The sequence below is a fragment of the Gramella sp. AN32 genome (assembly GCF_023718305.1).
Classification (GTDB): Bacteria; Bacteroidota; Bacteroidia; order Flavobacteriales; family Flavobacteriaceae; genus Christiangramia; species Christiangramia antarctica.
On record NZ_QEYO01000002.1, the window covers coordinates 18,821 to 35,489 of the forward strand.

Here is a 16,669-nt window from a genome sequence, read left to right on the forward strand (position 1 = left end):
AGCCTTTCTTTAAAAGATTGCATAGAATGCAGCGTTATTTTGTTAAAGTTTCAATTTCATTATTCGCAAAAAAAATTCGCTTTTGCTCATTTGAATAGCATCTCCTTAAATTTCCTATTTTTGAATTTCATAATTGATAATAAAATGAATGAAAAACCGAGTTTTGGAGTAATTGGAGGTGGCAGTTGGGCCACGGCAATTGTTAAAATGCTTTGTGAGAACCTGGAAAACGTTAACTGGTATATGCGCAGCGTTTATGCTGTTGAACATATTAAAAAACAGGATCACAATCCTAATTACCTAAGTTCTGTTGAATTCAATACAGATCAGCTTAATCTAAGCAACGATATTAATACCACGGTAGAAGCTTCAGATTTTCTAATATTTGCAATCCCTTCAGCATTTTTAAAAAGAGAACTTGAAAATTTGACCATACCCCTTCATGATAAAGTGGTTTTTTCCGCGATTAAAGGAATTGTACCTGAAACCAGCCTTATCGTTGGTGAACATTTTAATCAGTATCATGATGTTCCTATGGAAAATATTGGCGTTTTAACCGGACCCTGCCATGCCGAAGAAGTAGCCCTGGAACGACTTTCCTATTTAACCATTGCCTGTTTAGACGAAAAAAAAGCAGAATTGTTGGCGGCCTTTCTCAGCAGCGATTATATCACCTGCAAAACCAGTGACGATGTAATTGGAACAGAATATGCCGCGGTGCTAAAAAATATATATGCTATTGCTGCGGGGATCGCACATGGCTTGGGTTATGGCGATAATTTTCAAAGTGTTTTAATGAGTAATGCCATTCGGGAGATGAAAAAATTCATCAAGAAGGTGCATAAAATGAAAAGGAATATTAACGATTCTGCCTACTTAGGCGACCTATTGGTGACAGGATACTCAGTTTTTAGCCGTAACCGAATGTTTGGAAATATGATAGGAAAAGGATATACCGTAAAAAGTGCACAAATGGAAATGAGCATGATTGCTGAAGGATACTATGCTGCAGAAAGCGCTTACAAGATCAATAAAGAAAAAAAGGCTAAGACTCCCATCATTAATGCAGTGTATGCTATTCTTTATGAAGGAAAAAATCCCAAAAAAGTATTTAAGAAACTTGTGGATAAATTAGATTAATATGAGATTTCTTATTTCCAAAAGCATGAATCCCTTTTTAACTCTTCTATACTGGAACATGCCTATACTTTATTATTTTTATGCATTTCATCGATAAAATGTTGCATCTTAAAGAATTAAGTATACATTTGAGTTACCAAATCACTAATAGATTCAAAATCATGAAAATTAAAACTATTGGATTCCTTCTTATAGCAAGTATTTTTATTGTTTCCTGTGACAAATCCGCCCAGGATTATGATGAAACTCCAGAACAAGAATTGTTTCATAGCCATAAAGATCCCCAAACCGGAGTAGAAGGCAAATGGCATAGAGGGCCAGAAGGAACAGTTTGGCCTCCCCCAGAAGAAACAGGTCTCATTAAAGATCTTGTAGATTGCGGAAATACAGTACATTATAAAGGTAAAAGCTCACTTATAATCCCTCCACGGGAAGTTCAATCCTATCATGGTTTAACTTCATTAAAAAACCTAAAAGTACAGGGTAAATTAAATTTCTGCGGAGACCTTACTGTTGAAAATACGATCTCTGTAAATTCTACAGGAAGTATCAACATAGGTGTAGGAACTTTAACTGCAGCTGATTTAAGAATTGGATATGGCAGTCATTTAAATGTGGAAAATGCAGCTATTATTGTAAACGGTGACCTTATTTTGGATGACGGTGCTATGATTGAATTCTTCGGAGATCACAATTCTCTGGAAGTTAGAGGTGAAGTCATTAAGCATGGACAGGTAGATGTGGCAGGATCGTTTACAGATGTTTCTAAAAAATTGTAAGTTAATTAATCTCTTTTCATAGGAATTAAGTCTCCAGTTTCTGGGGGCTTTTTTTATGTCATATTTTTATACGTAACATAGGTTATTTCCTACTTTAATTTATAATACTCTCATTTTCTAATATTTAACTTGATATCAGGCTTTTTTCCATACTTTTACCGTCTCAAACTAACCTTTCAACTTATGATGAAAAAATCATCTTACCTGGTACTTTTTTGTTTTTTAGTAATTTCTTGTAATACCAATGATGTAAATGAAACCAATAATCCTTCCGAAGAATTTGAGGTTCTACAAAATTCGGAATTTGGAAACGCAATTAGTTTTAATGAATCTGGAGTGATTGGTGTTACAAACGCGACCACTAACAGAGCGATGGAACCTGCCTGGATTTTTGGTATTGAACAAATCGCTATGGTAGAACCACCACTTATTGGTGGCGTGGCGGCAAGAGCGACACATGTAGCCGTAAAAGATAATTATGCCTACATTTCCTACAATAAAGAAGGAGAAACCTATTTGGGCGGAATTGATATCGTAGATGTAAGCAATCAATATAATCCTGTTTTAATAAGCAGGATGATTACAGATAAGGCTGACGTTAATGCATTATTTGTAGACGCTGAGAATGCAATCTATTTCACTGGAGCAACTGCACAGGGTGAAAACGGAAACCGTAGCCTTTTAGGAAAAGTGGAAACTTCTAATGGGGAATTTACTTCAGATTTTATGGTTAATTATGGCCTCATAGGATACGCCGGGGTAGATATTGTTAACCTCAATAATGCTCCCGTTATTATCAGTGGGATAAATGGTGCTGCCGGCTCTTACAATTTTACAGGTGCTGAAAATATATTTGAACTGAAATCTGAAAGTTTGTTGGGCGATCTAAGGTCTGCCGTGGTTCAGAATGGAAAACTAGTCGTATTAAGTGGAGAAGAGGGCCTTTTAAGTTTTCAGGAAACTGGTGGTGTACTGGAAGTAGTCAATTCGATTTCAACCGAAGTCATGACTCCGGAAGCTCAAAGATCTATTAGTGCTTTTGAGGGCAATATCCTTGTTCCAGAAGGTATAGAAGGTGCAGGAATATATAATTTCGATTTGGGAGAAAGATTAATTTCCCTTCCTCTTAATATACACCCAGATGCCGCCATGATCGATAACGAAGACCGTGTGACCAATACGGTCTCTTATGATGGCAACTTCATCTATATGGCCAATGGAGGCGCAGGACTGGATATCTTAAAGCTGGATACAGAACTAAATACGCTCGCTGAAGGAATTGCTGAAATTTCCGGAAGTGCCAATTATGTAATGGCTGCTAACGAATATATCTATGTAGCTTCCGGTACCGGATTAAAAATCTTAAAAATTAATGTTATTGCCGAAGATATTGTAGAAAGTGAGTTTATGGTTTGTACGGATTTGGAAGAGTATACGGGGAATAAAAATTTCACCGTAAATCCTAATGAAGAATTTTCCTTTGGAGGAGTGATGAATATCAAAACCCTGAATGTAAACGGTGGTCTTGACTTCTGTGGGGAAATGAATATTGAAAAAAGTGCCAATATCAGTAGTGAGCCTGGTTTTAATATGAGAGGAACTTTAAGACTTGGAAACAATAAATCGACAGAGAACCTTGTGATCACTTCCAAAAGTATCATGAGAATGGAAGGTACTATGGTGATTTATGGAGATCTTACTATCAACAGCAATGGAACTTTAGAATTCATTGGCGAAGATTCAAAATTGATCGTTTTTGGTGAGGTAAAAATTAATAACGGTGGAAATTTGATAGGAACTGTAGAAGATGTAAATTCAAAACTTTAGTATATCCCATATTTAACCCGAATAAAAAACCCCAGCAAATGCTGGGGTTTTTTATTTTGCCAATATTCCTGCCTCCGGAATAACGGGTATTTTTCTTGCTTTTGACTGCTTTACAGAATTGGCTTGAAATACAAATTTTTTGTCAAACATTTTGTTGTTCAGGAAAAAGGAGACGTGAAATTCATTGTTCAGCTTTAAAACATCTTCCTGAAGGAATTCAATTTTAGCAAAAGAGCCAGCGGGTAAGATTTCGATTTTATGCCGCATGGTTGAAGTTTCTTTACCATCCTTTCTGCCTTTAGAAACGATCAAGACCATTTCAATATCATGAGAACCAGAATTGATGATATAGGCATTCCATTCGTCAACTTCAAATGACGTGTTGTATACCTTAACCGCCGCCACATGAATATCTTTAACTTCGGGTATTTCCAGATCTTTTTTCAAAAAGCGTCTTCAGCTTTATCTTTGATCTTGTGCCAAAGAAAATAAAGAAATATCGCTGCTACCAGGAACAAAATCAAACCAAATGCGATCTTCACTACGGCAATCACAAAAGTTACATAAGCAATCGCTGCGATAATAATTATGGCAAGCGCAATCATTCCATATTTTTTCATTAGAATTCTGATTTAAATTGTTCTAAAAAGCGTAGATCATTTTCATAAAACATACGAATATCCCCAATTTGATATAACAACATGGCAATTCTCTCGATCCCCATTCCAAAGGCAAACCCGGAATATTCTTTGGGATCGATCTTGCAATTTTTAAGCACATTGGGATCTACCATTCCGCAGCCCATTATTTCCAACCATCCCGTTCCTTTGGTGATCCTGTAATCGGTTTCGGTTTCAAGTCCCCAGTAAATATCAACTTCCGCGCTTGGTTCCGTGAAAGGAAAATAAGAAGGTCGCAACCTAATTTTGGATTTTCCGAATAATTGCCTGGTGAAATACAATAAGGTTTGCTTCAAATCTGCAAAAGAAACATCCTTATCTATATACAAACCTTCCACCTGGTGAAAAATACAATGTGACCTTGCTGAAATGGCTTCATTCCTAAAGACCCTTCCCGGCGATATGGTTCGAATAGGCGGTTTATTCTCTTCCATATACCGCACCTGGACTGATGAAGTATGCGTTCTCAATAAAATATCAGGGTTGGTCTGGATGAAAAAAGTGTCCTGCATATCACGCGCAGGATGGTATTCCGGCAGGTTCAACGCGGTAAAATTATGCCAGTCATCTTCCATTTCAGGACCTTCAGAAACATTAAATCCTATGTTGGAAAAGATCTCAATAATTTGATTTTTTACGATGGAAATGGGATGTCTCGCACCAATTTCAACCGGTTCGCCGGGTCTGGAAAGATCTCCATAAACACCTTGCTCTTCCTGGTTATTCTCCAGATGTTCTTTTAATCGAACAACTTTATCCTGAGCAGCATTTTTGAGCTGATTGACCACCTGCCCAAATTCCTTCTTTTCCTCGTTCGGAACGTCTTTAAAAGCACCAAAAAATTCATTTAAAATCCCTTTCTTCCCCAAGTATTTTATGCGGAAAGCTTCAATTTCATCTTTAGAATTCGTCTGAAAATTTTCAACTTCAGCAATATGATTTCTAATTTTTTCAATCATTTCAATAGTACTTTTTCAAGCTTCAAATTTAATAAAAATTCAGCCCAAAGATGGTATTTAGAATATTAAGCTTTTCAGTAAAATAAGAGATTAGGAGATATATTCTTTTTCAAGAAAATAATTCACGATCGCCTCTTTCATGAGAACTGACTGCTCGCCAGCCTTAAGCGGTGGTAAAACTTCTTTTATTTTAAAGTGCGGCCAGCCTTCTTCGTCATAATATTCAAATTCATAATAGCCGTAAGGTTCCAGTAAGGTGCAAATCGCAATATGCATTAGGTCGATTTTGTGATCTTTTTTATATTGCTTATGAGGTTTTCCCAATTCCTGGACTCCAATCAAATAAATAATGGCATCCAGGTCCAGCAAATCCCCATCGGCAAATTGATCTGATATTTTTTTTTGCAGAATGGTCCAACGCTCCTTTAATTGTTCATCTCTCGCCATGGCGCAAAGATACTATCAAGATTTTTAATTATTATATTTACTTCATGAATACAGTCGATATAATTTTAAGCCTCATTCTATTATATGGATTAGTTAGAGGTTTTTTCCGCGGATTGCTTTCTGAAGTTGCCTCGCTCGTGGGAATTATTGCCGGGATTTACGGCGCAATCCATTTTTCCCATTTCCTGGCTGAAGTTTTAGCAAATTATGTTGAATGGACCCAACGCTACCTCAATCTTATTAGTTTTGCGATAACCTTTGTCCTCATTATTTTCCTGGTCTCACTGGCTGGAAAATTATTGACTCAAATGGCAGGTTTTGTGGCGCTTGGAATCGTTAATAAATTGTTGGGCGCGATATTTGGATTTTTAAAGGTAGCCTTTGTAACCAGTGTGATCATTATGTTTTTTAAAGCTACCAACGAAAAAATTGAAATTATAGATGAAGCAACACTTGAAAATTCCATTTTATACGAGCCTGTTGCCGTGATCGCTCCCATTATTTTACCAACGATTGTTAAAGAAGTGGAAGATCAACATCTACTGGACGATGATGTGGAAAAATATGAGCGATAAAAAAACCCGAAAATTGACATTTCCGGGTTTTCTTATTAACTAACTAATTAAATGGCTTATGCCACATTTTCAACATTCTGCCGAACATATTGCATACATTCTTTAAAGTTTTTGAATATGTACTTTTCCTCCAAAAGATCTGGAATAAGATCAATCTTTTCCATTCTAAATCTTGGTTGATTTTGAAGTCCTGTAAGAAGTACCTGGATATCGTTTCTACGCAGGTTCAATATCACATCTTCCAGGGCATACAATCCAGACTGGTCTACATAAGGTACCCGATCCATCCGTATGATCACATGTTTGGCCGTATCTGGAATTGAACCCGCCAGCGATTGGAATTCATTGGTATAACCAAAGAATAAAGGCCCGTCCAGTCTTTTAATATACACTTCCTCCTTCAGTTTATCTGGAAAGTTCATTTCATCTGCCCAGCGAGCTTTCAATTCATCAGCAGCGCTAAGTTTAACCACTTTAGATCTTTCCGCATTAAGATCACCCATCTTTTTCATAAAGATAAGTGCGGCGAAAACAAGACCAATTCCAACTGCATATACAAGGTTCCAGAATGTAGCCAGTAAGAGTACTACAATCATAATCGCTACTTCAGATTTCGGAATATATGGAATGGCTTTTAAACCTTTATAATCCATCACCCCTATTCCTACAGTGATTAGAATTCCTGCCAATACAGCTGCCGGAATTTGAGAGGCTACAGGGCCCAATGCAAGCAATATAACCAATAACAATATGGCGGCCGTCATTCCTGATAGCCTTGTTTTACCTCCGGAATTGATATTTACCACGGTCCTAATGGTTGCTCCTGCGCCCGGGATCCCTCCAAAAATGGAAGCAACACTATTTCCAATTCCCTGGCCAACCAGTTCCTTATTAGGGTTATGCCGCGTTTTAGTCATATTATCTGCCACTACCGAAGTTAACAAACTATCTATCGCACCTAAAAGCGCCAGGGTTAGAGCGGTAAAAATATAGGGCGAAACCATGCTCATGTCGAAACCGGTAAAAATTTCAAGATGTGGCATGGGAAATCCGCTGGGGATTTCTTCAATTGGCCTGTAATTTAGTTTCATAAAATAGGCTCCACCTGATACCGCCAACAAAGCAACCAAGGTACTTGGAACTGCCGTAGTAATACGCTTGAAACCGAAAATGATTAAAATGGTTAAGCCTGCCAGGATCAATTCCAGATAATCAATATTCTTGAGTGCACGGGGTAGGGTTTTTATTGCGCCTAAAACCCCGGAGCTTGCACCCTGAGCAAGATTTAAAGCTTCTTTATTAATATCTTCTTCAGAAATCTCTTTCGCTCTATTTATAGTTTGCTCAAAATCTTCCAATACGAGCAAACCTTCCCCGGCTTCTTCTTTCAAAATATTATCCAGGAGAACTTCTTCTGCCTGGGGTTTGAATTCCTGAATATAATTCTCGTCATCTGATACATAATACCCCAGCAAAGGTAAAAGTTGTGTAACCAGGATAATTACCCCAATGGCGGTCATAAATCCGGAAACCACGGGATAAGGAATATACTTTATATATTTTCCCAGTTTTAGTACTCCCAGTATGATTTGCATTAGACCTGCCAGCAAGAATACTAACAAAATTGCCGGTAAAGCCTGCGAGACATCTCCATTATTGGCTGCAACAATTCCTGCAATAATCACCATAGAGACTGCCGTCATGGGTGCCGTTGGCCCGGAAATTTGTGTATTGGTCCCTCCAAAAAGTGAGGCAAAAAATCCTATGAAAATCGCTCCATATAATCCGGCATCTGGTCCCAGACCAGATTGAACCCCAAAGGCCAAGGCCAGTGGAAGTGCAACTATACCTGCGGTAATCCCACCAAAGAGATCTCCGCGTAAATGTTTAAAAAATTTCATATGATTATATTAAGGTTACTTTTCCTGTAGAAATTGAATAGATTCCGCCAACGATATCAATTTCGCCATTGTCTTCCATTTCCTTCAGGATAGGGCTTTTTTCCCGTATTCTTTTAAGGGTAAGCTTTACGTTATTTTCTACTACTCCGGCAACAAAATCTGCATTTTCTGAATTTCGTTCCCCTTTAGTTTCAGTTGCTTCCACGGCGGGTTTAATATTATTCAACATTTGAGTAATATTGCCTAATTCCACATGATCACACGCCGCTTTAACCGCACCACAGGATTCATGACCCAAAACCATCACCAGTTTGCTACCAGCAACTTTACATGAGTATTCCAGGCTCCCGAGGATATCTACGTTTTCAAAATTGCCTGCGACACGTGCTACAAATAAATCTCCCACACCCTGATCGAAAACTGTTTCTACAACTACTCGTGAATCAATACATCCCAATACAACCGCTTTGGGCCATTGTCCACCACTTGTTTTGGAAATTTGAGATGCATAATCACGTGGATGCATTTTATTTTCCATGTATCTTTTATTTCCATCCATAAGGTCATTTAGAACCGCAGATGGGGTAAGTTTATCCTGTTTCTCTTTATTAATAATATCCTTTATCATAATTATTTTTTTAAAAATTGTAATATTAAATAGGACCGCCAGAGTTATGGCAGTCTAAATTAAGCGATAATTTTAAATTATAATTATGTAAGCCGGGGAGGTGGCGAAACGGGATCCAGATATATAGAAGAGTTTAGACTGGACTTTAGAAATAAGGCAACGAACAACCCTGAATGGTCAAAATTATTCGTGAAAGTATTCATTTTGTTAAAAATCTCAATTTTCTTTTGAGTTTCAGAATTATCATCACAACCTGAAGGCTCTTCATCTATGGTCGCCATAGAAATTTCCCCATTGGCCTTAAAATAATTCACCACCGGAGGGGTAGCAAGATATGCCGTAAAAATAAGAAGAAATAAAAGTCCCTTTAATTGCACTAATTTCTAGATTTTGGAATTGCAAATATAATAAAAATTAAAGTTTTCTTATATGTTCCCTATCAATCCAACCTTGGGCTCCATTGGCAAGTTCGATCTTATACCATTGCTGGTAATCTTCCAGAAGTCTTGCCTTAGTTCCCTCATGAAGCGTAAAACTCGCATTACCGCGAAGGTTAGGCTCATCCCGAACCTCCGCTTCCTCGCTAAAAACAATAGCAAATTCATTATCTTCAATACTGGATTTCTGTTGAAAACCTATGAATACAGAAGTGATACATAACAAAATAGCGAGCATACTCAGCCCAAAATAAATTCTTTTAAATACTGATCTCCCCGAAAAATAATAAAGTAAAAACATCGCTACGAATAATACTGAGAACAAAATAGCAAGCCAGGCCCAGGTTGAAAATGAAAAACTTCTAACAAGATTATTCCAACTTTCAGATAAACCTGTTTTTTCTACCGTTTCAATATCATCTATGGCCATGTTTTTGGCAAATTTGATATTATTCTGGATATCATTATCGCCGGGTTTTAGCTGCAAAGCTTTTTCGTAATAAAAAATACTTGGAGCAATATGGTTCAGTTTATAGTGGGCATTTCCAAGATTATAATAAAGATCTGCAGAAGCTTCCCCCTTATCTATGATCTGCTCATATTTACTTACCGCCACTTCATACTTTCCCTGCTGATACGCTTTATTGCCTTCTTCAAATAATTTCTCATTCTGGCTGAACATACAACCTGAAATAAACAACAAAGTATAGAATATAAACTTTTTCATCTTTACAATTGTTTATCAAGAGTTGAAATTACACTGGCCGCTTTATCATAATCCTGTTGCATTGCCACTGAAGAAGTAGGCGTATAACGAGCCAGTTCACAACTTTTAAGCACGGTGAGAAAATCTGCAATTGTAGTTTCATCCACGCCCTTTTCATTCAAGATCGTTTGAATGCGATCCTTGCTCATCTCACTGGTTTGAATTCCCAGTTTGGCTTTTAGATAATTATGCATGGAGCGTTCCAGAGCAAGATAAAATTCCTTTTGATCGCCCAGATTCCTTTTCGCTTCTGAAAGATATTTCCGGGCAAGTTTATCTGCTTTTCTTAAGCGTTGCCCCTGAACATCACCTGCCCTTTTATCCCGTTTCTTTCCGAAGAAAATAAACATGGGAATCGCGAGGAGGGGTAATAATAAACCTCCCCAAAATGCGGCTGAACCCAGAAAATCCCCGCCTTCAATAGGCCGTAAATTCGTATTTAGCTTAATATATTTAAACTGATTTAGATTGTTTGCAACTGCCTGTTTGTTGCTATTGAATGTTCCTGAAGGTTCATTGCCCGCTAACGGACCGCTATCTACATTAATAAGGATTTCTTTTGAAGACCTTGTCTTGTAGGTTTGTGTTTCGGGATCAAAAAATGAAAAGCTTAGCGCCGGGATGGGATATTTTCCTTTTTGAGTGGGGACTATCGTATAATTCTGGGAAATACTTCCCTGCATTCCGTTCAGGTTTGTAGAAACATTTTCCCTTCTTTCGGGATCATAAATTTCTAAAGATGACGGCACGCTTAATTCAGGAATATCAAATAACTGAAGATTTCCATTTCCTCTTATTTCCACTTTGGCTTCCAGGCTTTCTCCGGCATTCAATTGTTTTTTATTGGTGGTCACACTAAAACTAAAATCCCCCACGGCACCGGTAAATCCTGCAGGTTTTCCATCTGGAAGCGGTTTTACATTAATGGTTTTATTATTGGCCGCAACCGTTTTATTCACCGTTTTAAAGATCCTGCTGCCAAAAATATCCCTGCGCTGGCTGGGCACATCTACCGCAATAGACAGGGTTAAAGGTTCAATGTTCAATTCACCGGTTTTCTGGGGATATAGAATCGTTTTTCGTAAAACCACAAAGCGATAAGGCTCCCCCCGATATTGGCCGTTTTCAACCCGAAGTTGTTTGATATCGATATTCTGGCTCCAAAAGTCACTATATTTTGGACTGTCCATTTCGCGCCAGTTGCTCACGCTAACTTCCGGACTTACATATAATTTATAAACCACGGTGATCGCCTCATTTAAATAGGGATTGGCTTTGGAAACTTCCGCTACCAGATGCAGGTTACCTTCAGCAATAAGATCGGTATTGTCACCATCTGTGGGTTGATCTACGGCGGCACCTACGTCAACCACTATAGGAGAAGTTTTATATAATTTTTCATCTATAATGATCTCTGCCTGGCCAATGGTTACTCTACCTCTCGATTTTGGTTCCAAATAAAAACTGTAGGTTTTGGAGTATTCGCTTTTTCCATTGTAATAACTGCGACTTACTTTTTGGTTAGGACCTCCAACCACGGTAAATCCATCAAAAGAAGGTGGATCAAAATTATCCCCATCCTGATTCATCTCGAAATCTACCCGCAAGCGCTCATTAATTCCAAGTTTTTCACGGCTTACCTTCGCTTCAAACCTAACCTGGGCCTGAGTCGCCCCTGCGGCAAACATGATAAAAAATAAAATTAAATACTTCAACTTCATGGTTTTAAAATACATTTTTGATGAAAATTCTGTTAAAAACCTGTATGCTAATCTAAATAATGACTCTTTCTTTTAATATTAATTTTCAAAATACCTCTCCCTGGGGAGAAGTCGAAACTGATTTTTTGCTCCCAAAAGCTTTCGGGACTGGGCGAGGGGAAAAATACAAAATTTCTTTTGCCCCAGGCCCCAAATAATCAGGAGTGAAAAAACCTAAACCCTACCTCGCCAAAGGTCTATTTCAATAAATTTTTTATTTACCAGTCTTTTTCAGATTTCACCTTTACGCCTTTAGCTTTTTCAGCATTTATTTTATCCTGAACTTTTTTCTCCTCATTATTCATCGCTTCTAACAAGCTTTTTATTTGTTGAGGGGATAATTGTCCCTGGGCAGGTTTTGGCTGTTGTTTTTCAGGTTCATCACCCTTTCCCTGCTCATCTTTTTTATCGTCACCTTCCTGCTTGTCCTTGTCCTCCTTGCTATCGCCCTCCTGCTTATCTTTTTCGTTCTCTCCTTCGTCTTTGGGCTGCTGATTCTCATTTTCATCTTCACCGCCTTCGCCATCTTTGTTTTGATCCTGCTCCTGTTGATCTTTATTCTCATTTTCGTCTTCCCCGCCGTTCTTATTCTCATCCTGCTGATCATCCTGATTTTGCTGTTCTTTTTCCAGCATTTTTTTTGCTAACGCCAGATTGTAGCGGGTTTCTTCATCAGTTGGATTATTCCGAAGCGCATTTTTAAAAGCATCTACAGCTTCCTGATATTTTTTTTGCTGCATATATGAATTGCCCAAATTGTGAAAAATCCGGTGCTTTTCATCTTTTGAAGCAGCAACTTCCGCAGCTTCTTTTAATCTTGATTCTGCAGTTTCAGATTTTTCTTTGCCATAATACAGGTTTCCCATATTGTATTTGGCCGAAGTATTGGAAGGATCTTTGGCCACTGCCTTACGATATTCAGCTTCCGCAGTAACAAAATCATTTTCAGATAAAGCTTCCTGCGCCTCATAAATATAAGAATTAGATTCTTTCAGTATCTTCTTGGGATTGTCCTGCGCGCTTAGGTGCATGGCACCAAGCATACATAATAAAATAGTCGCAATCTTTTTCATAATCATTCCTGTATTTCTTTAGACTTGCGTTCGTTAAATAAGTTTAATCGTTGTAACCAGGCGGTACTTCGCTCCAGCACAAAAATATCAAGAAATAATAATGCCAAACCTATTCCCAGAAACCATTGAAATTGAGATTTATAATCGGCAAACTGCTTGGCTTCAAATTCGGTCTTTTCAATATTCTGTAATTCTGAAGTCACATTCTCCACAACTTCTGAAGTTATACTTCCGTCTATATAAGCTCCATTGGCCTCTTCAGCAATGTCTTTTAAAGTTTCCGGGGTGAGTTTTGTAATTACTGTTTCCCCCTGATTGTTCTTTTTATACGACTGAATGATTCCACGTTGTTTGATAGGAATGGGGCCACCTTTTTCAGTACCCACTCCAATAGTGAAAATTCGAATACCTTTTTTGGCAGCTTCTTCGGTAATTTCTGACACATTCCCTTCATGGTCTTCCCCGTCACTAAGAATGAACAACACCCTGTTGGTTTGTTGCTCATCATCGTAATACGTTGTGGCAAGTTTAATGGCATCGCTTATGGCTGTTCCCTGTGAAGAGATCATATCTGTATTTAATGCCTGAAGAAACATTTTTGCTGAAGAATAATCGGTCGTGATGGGCAACTGCGGAAAAGCACCTCCGGCGTAAGCGATGATTCCCACGCGATCACTGCCCAAACTATTGAGGATCTGGCTCACCAGTTGTTTAGATTTTTCCAGGCGATTGGGTGCAATATCTTCTGCTTCCATACTTTTGGAAACATCGATGGCAAAAACAATATCAACTCCTTCCCGCTTCACAGTTTCTAACTCCGAACCAATCTTTGGATTCACCAGCGCTACAACCAGGGCAGTTAACGCAAGTATAAACAGCAATAATTTTATAAGGGGTTTTGATCTTGACCTGTTTGGCGCCAGCGTTTTTAAAAGTCTTGGATTAGAAAATTTTCTACGAGTTCTGGTTTGCCAGAAAATAAAAAGGAAATATAATAGGAGCACCACTGGAATAACCAGCAAACACCAAAACCATATTTTTTCTTCTAATACCATTAAATAAAACTTCTGAAAATTGTAAATCTTAATAATATTTCCATCAAAATAAGACCGGCGGCGATCAAAACCAGTGGCCTGTACTTTTCATCATAATTATAATACCGAAATTCTTCAATATCGGTCTTTTCAAGCTGATCGATCTCTTCATAGATCTGTTCCAATTTTTCATTGTCTGTTGCGCGGAAATATTTTCCGCCGGTATCAGCAGCGATTTTTTTGAGAAGGCCTTCATCAATTTCTACCTTAACATTGCCAAATTGTATTCTTCCGTTAGCCAAAACAGAAATGGGCGAGAGTGCCATCCCATTACTTCCCACACCAATGGTATACACTTTAATTCCAAATTCCACCGCAAGCTCACTGGCTGTTTCCGGATCTATAAAACCCGAATTGTTCACGCCATCGGTGAGCAGAATGATCACCTTACTTTCTGCCTGGCTATCTTTTAAACGGTTTACCGCTGTGGCCAAACCTGAACCTATGGCCGTTCCGTTTTGAAGAATATTGTTATATTCAATTCCTTCCAAAGCACTTTTTACGATTGCCTTATCACTGGTAATGGGTGTTTTGGTAAAGCTTTCCCCGGCATACACCACCAAACCAATTCGATCTCCCGGCCTGCCATTGATGAAATCTTCAGCTACGGCTTTGGTTGCATCCAGCCTGTTTGGATTCAAATCCCGGGCCAGCATACTTGCAGAGACATCTATGGCCATAACAATATCAATACCTTTGCTGCTGTTAGTCCGGGTAGACACATCTACCGTTCTTGGTCTGGCCATGGCGATGATAATAAAGGTCAGCGCCAATAACCTTAAAACGAACAATACCGGTCTTAGTTTTGATAAAATTCCCGGGTTCGCTTTAAAACCTTTGATACTGGAAATTCTGAATTCTGCCGTTTGCTTGTTTCTTTTCCAGTAATACCAGGCAATTGCTACCGGAAGGAGCAAAAGCAACCAGAAAAATCCCGGGTCTTCAAATGTGATATTACTGAACATTAATTATTTTGTTTATTTAATTCTACTGAATTGATAATCCTCTGGGTAATTTCCTGAGCATACGTGTCACCCTGATTATGAATGACAATAACCTGCTCAAAACCACCTTTTTCGGCAAAATTAAGGATCACATATTCATTTGGAAGATTTTTTCCGGTTACCGGGTTTATAGCATCCAGGGTTCCAAATACCTTTACTCCCTTCGCTCCGTTTACTGTAGTGAAATCCTCCTGTTTCATGATAATATTCTTGGCCCCTTTCGCTTCCAGATTGGTATAAATCCCTTCGATCGCTTTTTGCATATCAAACTTTACCTCCCCTTTAAATTTTATCGTGGTCAAAGCCGTATAAAAATTGCCGAGCATACTTCCATACACAAAAGTTTCAGAACCAACCATCATTTGCTGGATTTCCGGCGGCATTTCAATTTCGCCTCTTTTCAACACCTGAGGGGTGGTAATGGCCACAGGCGGATTCCCATATTCACTTCGAATCCAGTCTCCTTCCAGTAATTCTTTCGTAGGATGGCCCAGGTAGGTGTCTTTTACATACGCAAAGCCTTTGGTGGCGATCAAAGCGGTAATTCCTATAATAACGACGGCGACTCCTGCTAAAATTCCAATAATGATCCTTTTTCGCTTCCGTCTTTTTGCCAGTTCTTCCCTATAAATTTCGTCCATCATCAATTCTTCCTCGGTTGGCTCAGGAACAGAAATCCTTAAGGCATCAATGATCTTTTGGGTGCGCGAACGGTCTTCTTTTGCGGTGATCACATCGGGTTTGGAATTGGCAAATTTGGCCAAATCGGCCCTATGCAGGATCTTTTCAAAATCCTGAATAATTTCTTCGGAAAGGTTTAAACTTCCCTGGTCTTTCTGACTATGAAGGTATGCCACCAGTTCATTCGTTGTACTTTCCAGACCACGATCATAGATCTTGCGATCCAGAAACTTTCGAGCAGAAAAACTTAATTGTGAATAATATTGTTTGATCTCCCGGTTTTCTAGCAAATGGGATTTGTCGAGATTCTCCAATTCTGCCATCGCCTGTTCATAAGGGGGCAATTCTTTTTCCTCGTCTTTTTTTCTTTTTCTTCTGATGATGATAAAAGCGACCAAAGCACCGAGCAACAAGATCCCCAAAAGCCACCAGATCCAGGCCGGAATTCTTAACCCGCCGGAAACATCTACGGAAGGTTTTATAGGATATAATTTTTGCTTGGTCGTATCCACAACCACATTATTAACCTCAACTTCAATACTGTCTGTAAAATAAGACTGATCCCTAATGAGCACTTCCTGTTGCGGAATCACATATTTCCCGGAATCAAACTGGGTAAGAAAATATTCCCTTAACAGCCGGTAACCATTATTCCGCAGGGTATCAACTTCAGAAGCTTCTACCAGTTCCAAAGGAGAAAACGTATCGCCTTCAGGAAAAACAACCAGTTCATCCGGTTTGGATTGCACGGTAATTTTATAGGAAATCTGCTCACCGATTTTTATCGAAGTGGAGTCAACTTCTGCAGACACCGCATTCTGCGCATGTATTTCCGCAGAAAAGAAAATCAGGATGAGACAAAGAATGCTTAGGCCCCGGTATTTTGTATATATATGACTAATTATTTTTATCATTTAA

General features: G+C 38.6%; 17 protein-coding genes. 4 read left to right on the forward strand and 13 right to left on the reverse strand.

The window, feature by feature from the left end; translation table 11 throughout:
- The first annotated feature begins 144 nt into the window (after positions 1-144).
- The 3 genes from DHD80_RS02540 (at position 145) to DHD80_RS02550 (ending at position 3,746) form a co-directional block, all read left to right on the forward strand.
- A complete protein-coding gene (locus tag DHD80_RS02540; protein ID WP_251739926.1) occupies positions 145-1,140 on the forward strand; it encodes an NAD(P)H-dependent glycerol-3-phosphate dehydrogenase in 996 nt (331 codons plus the stop codon).
- 161 nt (positions 1,141-1,301) lie between these two features.
- The gene (locus DHD80_RS02545) at positions 1,302-1,919 is read left to right on the forward strand and encodes a hypothetical protein (RefSeq protein WP_251739367.1); all 618 of its coding nucleotides are present in this window, start codon (positions 1,302-1,304) and stop codon (positions 1,917-1,919) included.
- A gap of 183 nt (positions 1,920-2,102) precedes the next feature.
- Positions 2,103-3,746, forward strand: coding sequence for a hypothetical protein (locus DHD80_RS02550; RefSeq protein WP_251739369.1), 1,644 nt, complete (start codon positions 2,103-2,105; stop codon positions 3,744-3,746).
- 51 nt (positions 3,747-3,797) lie between these two features.
- Here DHD80_RS02550 and DHD80_RS02555 read toward each other — a convergent pair whose 3' ends face one another.
- The 4 genes from DHD80_RS02555 to DHD80_RS02570 form a co-directional block, all read right to left on the reverse strand.
- Positions 3,798-4,193, reverse strand: coding sequence for a hypothetical protein (locus tag DHD80_RS02555; RefSeq protein WP_251739370.1), 396 nt, complete (start codon positions 4,191-4,193; stop codon positions 3,798-3,800).
- Positions 4,190-4,366, reverse strand: a complete 177-nt coding sequence (locus DHD80_RS02560) for a hypothetical protein (protein ID WP_251739371.1) — start codon at positions 4,364-4,366, stop codon at positions 4,190-4,192. Before DHD80_RS02560 ends, DHD80_RS02555 begins: the two co-directional genes overlap by 4 nt.
- A complete protein-coding gene (pheS, locus tag DHD80_RS02565) occupies positions 4,366-5,385 on the reverse strand; it encodes a phenylalanine--tRNA ligase subunit alpha (RefSeq protein ID WP_251739373.1) in 1,020 nt (339 codons plus the stop codon). Before pheS ends, DHD80_RS02560 begins: the two co-directional genes overlap by 1 nt.
- A 90-nt stretch (positions 5,386-5,475) precedes the next feature.
- Positions 5,476-5,832: a hypothetical protein gene (locus DHD80_RS02570; protein WP_251739375.1), complete on the reverse strand. Its 357-nt coding sequence runs from the start codon at positions 5,830-5,832 to the stop codon at positions 5,476-5,478.
- Between the two features lie 44 nt (positions 5,833-5,876).
- Between DHD80_RS02570 and DHD80_RS02575 the strand changes: the two genes are divergently transcribed.
- Positions 5,877-6,407 (forward strand): CvpA family protein, encoded by a 531-nt coding sequence (locus DHD80_RS02575; RefSeq protein ID WP_251739377.1) that lies wholly within the window; start codon positions 5,877-5,879, stop codon positions 6,405-6,407.
- Between the two features lie 56 nt (positions 6,408-6,463).
- Here DHD80_RS02575 and DHD80_RS02580 read toward each other — a convergent pair whose 3' ends face one another.
- The 9 genes from DHD80_RS02580 to DHD80_RS02620 form a co-directional block, all read right to left on the reverse strand.
- A complete protein-coding gene (locus tag DHD80_RS02580) occupies positions 6,464-8,308 on the reverse strand; it encodes a SulP family inorganic anion transporter (protein ID WP_251739379.1) in 1,845 nt (614 codons plus the stop codon).
- Between the two features lie 4 nt (positions 8,309-8,312).
- Positions 8,313-8,954, reverse strand: coding sequence for a carbonic anhydrase family protein (locus DHD80_RS02585; protein WP_347709954.1), 642 nt, complete (start codon positions 8,952-8,954; stop codon positions 8,313-8,315).
- A gap of 65 nt (positions 8,955-9,019) precedes the next feature.
- The gene (locus tag DHD80_RS02590) at positions 9,020-9,313 is read right to left on the reverse strand and encodes a hypothetical protein (protein ID WP_251739383.1); all 294 of its coding nucleotides are present in this window, start codon (positions 9,311-9,313) and stop codon (positions 9,020-9,022) included.
- A gap of 37 nt (positions 9,314-9,350) precedes the next feature.
- On the reverse strand, positions 9,351-10,100 hold the full coding sequence (locus DHD80_RS02595; RefSeq protein WP_251739385.1) for a tetratricopeptide repeat protein: 750 nt from the start codon (positions 10,098-10,100) through the stop codon (positions 9,351-9,353).
- Between the two features lie 2 nt (positions 10,101-10,102).
- Complete coding sequence (locus tag DHD80_RS02600) at positions 10,103-11,860, reverse strand: BatD family protein (protein WP_251739387.1); 1,758 nt, start codon at positions 11,858-11,860, stop codon at positions 10,103-10,105.
- Positions 11,861-12,117: 257 nt separating this feature from the next.
- Complete coding sequence (locus DHD80_RS02605) at positions 12,118-12,972, reverse strand: tetratricopeptide repeat protein (protein ID WP_251739388.1); 855 nt, start codon at positions 12,970-12,972, stop codon at positions 12,118-12,120.
- Positions 12,973-12,974: 2 nt separating this feature from the next.
- Positions 12,975-14,027, reverse strand: coding sequence for a VWA domain-containing protein (locus DHD80_RS02610; RefSeq protein WP_251739390.1), 1,053 nt, complete (start codon positions 14,025-14,027; stop codon positions 12,975-12,977).
- Positions 14,027-15,031, reverse strand: a complete 1,005-nt coding sequence (locus DHD80_RS02615; RefSeq protein WP_251739392.1) for a VWA domain-containing protein — start codon at positions 15,029-15,031, stop codon at positions 14,027-14,029. The genes DHD80_RS02610 and DHD80_RS02615 overlap by 1 nt, the downstream gene beginning before the upstream one ends.
- On the reverse strand, positions 15,031-16,665 hold the full coding sequence (locus DHD80_RS02620) for a BatD family protein (protein ID WP_251739394.1): 1,635 nt from the start codon (positions 16,663-16,665) through the stop codon (positions 15,031-15,033). The genes DHD80_RS02615 and DHD80_RS02620 overlap by 1 nt, the downstream gene beginning before the upstream one ends.
- Between the last annotated feature and the right edge of the window lie 4 nt (positions 16,666-16,669).

Bases quoted from the DNA above. Each gene is read 5' to 3' on its own strand.
- DHD80_RS02550 (WP_251739369.1), top strand. From the start codon at position 2,103: ATGATGAAAAAATCATCTTACCTGGTACTTTTTTGTTTTTTAGTAATT.
- DHD80_RS02540 (WP_251739926.1), top strand. From the start codon at position 145: ATGAATGAAAAACCGAGTTTTGGAGTAATTGGAGGTGGCAGTTGGGCC.
- DHD80_RS02570 (WP_251739375.1), bottom strand. From the start codon at position 5,832: ATGGCGAGAGATGAACAATTAAAGGAGCGTTGGACCATTCTGCAAAAA.
- DHD80_RS02575 (WP_251739377.1), top strand. From the start codon at position 5,877: ATGAATACAGTCGATATAATTTTAAGCCTCATTCTATTATATGGATTA.
- DHD80_RS02595 (WP_251739385.1), bottom strand. From the start codon at position 10,100: ATGAAAAAGTTTATATTCTATACTTTGTTGTTTATTTCAGGTTGTATG.
- pheS (WP_251739373.1), bottom strand. From the start codon at position 5,385: ATGATTGAAAAAATTAGAAATCATATTGCTGAAGTTGAAAATTTTCAG.
- DHD80_RS02545 (WP_251739367.1), top strand. From the start codon at position 1,302: ATGAAAATTAAAACTATTGGATTCCTTCTTATAGCAAGTATTTTTATT.
- DHD80_RS02610 (WP_251739390.1), bottom strand. From the start codon at position 14,027: ATGGTATTAGAAGAAAAAATATGGTTTTGGTGTTTGCTGGTTATTCCA.
- DHD80_RS02605 (WP_251739388.1), bottom strand. From the start codon at position 12,972: ATGAAAAAGATTGCGACTATTTTATTATGTATGCTTGGTGCCATGCAC.
- DHD80_RS02580 (WP_251739379.1), bottom strand. From the start codon at position 8,308: ATGAAATTTTTTAAACATTTACGCGGAGATCTCTTTGGTGGGATTACC.
- DHD80_RS02615 (WP_251739392.1), bottom strand. From the start codon at position 15,031: ATGTTCAGTAATATCACATTTGAAGACCCGGGATTTTTCTGGTTGCTT.
- DHD80_RS02620 (WP_251739394.1), bottom strand. From the start codon at position 16,665: ATGATAAAAATAATTAGTCATATATATACAAAATACCGGGGCCTAAGC.
- DHD80_RS02560 (WP_251739371.1), bottom strand. From the start codon at position 4,366: ATGAAAAAATATGGAATGATTGCGCTTGCCATAATTATTATCGCAGCG.
- DHD80_RS02600 (WP_251739387.1), bottom strand. From the start codon at position 11,860: ATGAAGTTGAAGTATTTAATTTTATTTTTTATCATGTTTGCCGCAGGG.